Here is an 881-nt window from a genome sequence, read left to right as displayed (position 1 = left end):
GAAGTATTTAGGCTTACCGGGTGGTCCCGGCAGATTCACAGCAAATTCCACGAGCTCGCTGCTACTCGGGAACACCAAACAAACAATCACAATGCGCTTTCGCGTACGGGGCTCTCACCCACTCCGGCCCGCCATCCCAAGCGGTTCCACTAACACACGTGACCATTCCGAGGACTGTCAGATCCTCGACGCTGGGTCCCACAACACCGCCTGCACAACGCCTGACAGCTTGACATGCAAACGGTTTAGCCTCTTCCGCTTTCGCTCGCCACTACTCACGGAATCACGGTTGTTTTCTCTTCCTGCGGGTACTGAGATGTTTCACTTCCCCGCGTTCCCTCCACACACCCTATATATTCAGGTGCGGGTAACACCACATCACTGGTGCTGGGTTTCCCCATTCGGAAATCCTCGGATCACAGCTCGGTTGACAGCTCCCCGAGGCTTATCGCAGCCTCCTACGTCCTTCATCGGCTCCTGAAGCCAAGACATCCACCATGTGCCCTTAACAACTTGACCACAAAGATGCTCGCATCCACTCTACAGTTCTCAAACACCACACCAGAAACAAACGTCCCTCTGGGGCAGAAGCCCCAAGGCGTGTTGCCTCAGGACCCAACAGTGTGCACAGCGAACAATCCACCACCCGACTCAGCGAGCACGTTCCACGATCCGAAGACCAGTACTAGCGCCGGCGTCTGCCACCGCGATGAACCATAACCAGTAGTTCCACAATTCCTTGAGCAACCGAGACAACACCACGTACGGGCATTAAGCCTCAGCCACTCCCAACTCTATGAGCTGGGATGTGTTGTGCTCCTTAGAAAGGAGGTGATCCAGCCGCACCTTCCGGTACGGCTACCTTGTTACGACTTCGTCCC

2 rRNA genes are annotated in these 881 nt (G+C 55.6%); both read right to left on the bottom strand.

The window, feature by feature from the left end:
* Positions 1 to 519 (bottom strand): 23S ribosomal RNA (locus IE317_RS44140); the annotation flags it as partial.
* Positions 520 to 824: 305 nt separating this feature from the next.
* A 16S ribosomal RNA gene (locus IE317_RS44135) occupies positions 825 to 881 on the bottom strand; the annotation flags it as partial.

This window comes from Amycolatopsis bullii, assembly GCF_014654205.1.
GTDB classification, from domain to species: Bacteria; Actinomycetota; Actinomycetes; order Mycobacteriales; family Pseudonocardiaceae; genus Amycolatopsis; species Amycolatopsis plumensis.
This window is presented reverse-complemented; position numbering and strand designations above follow the sequence as displayed.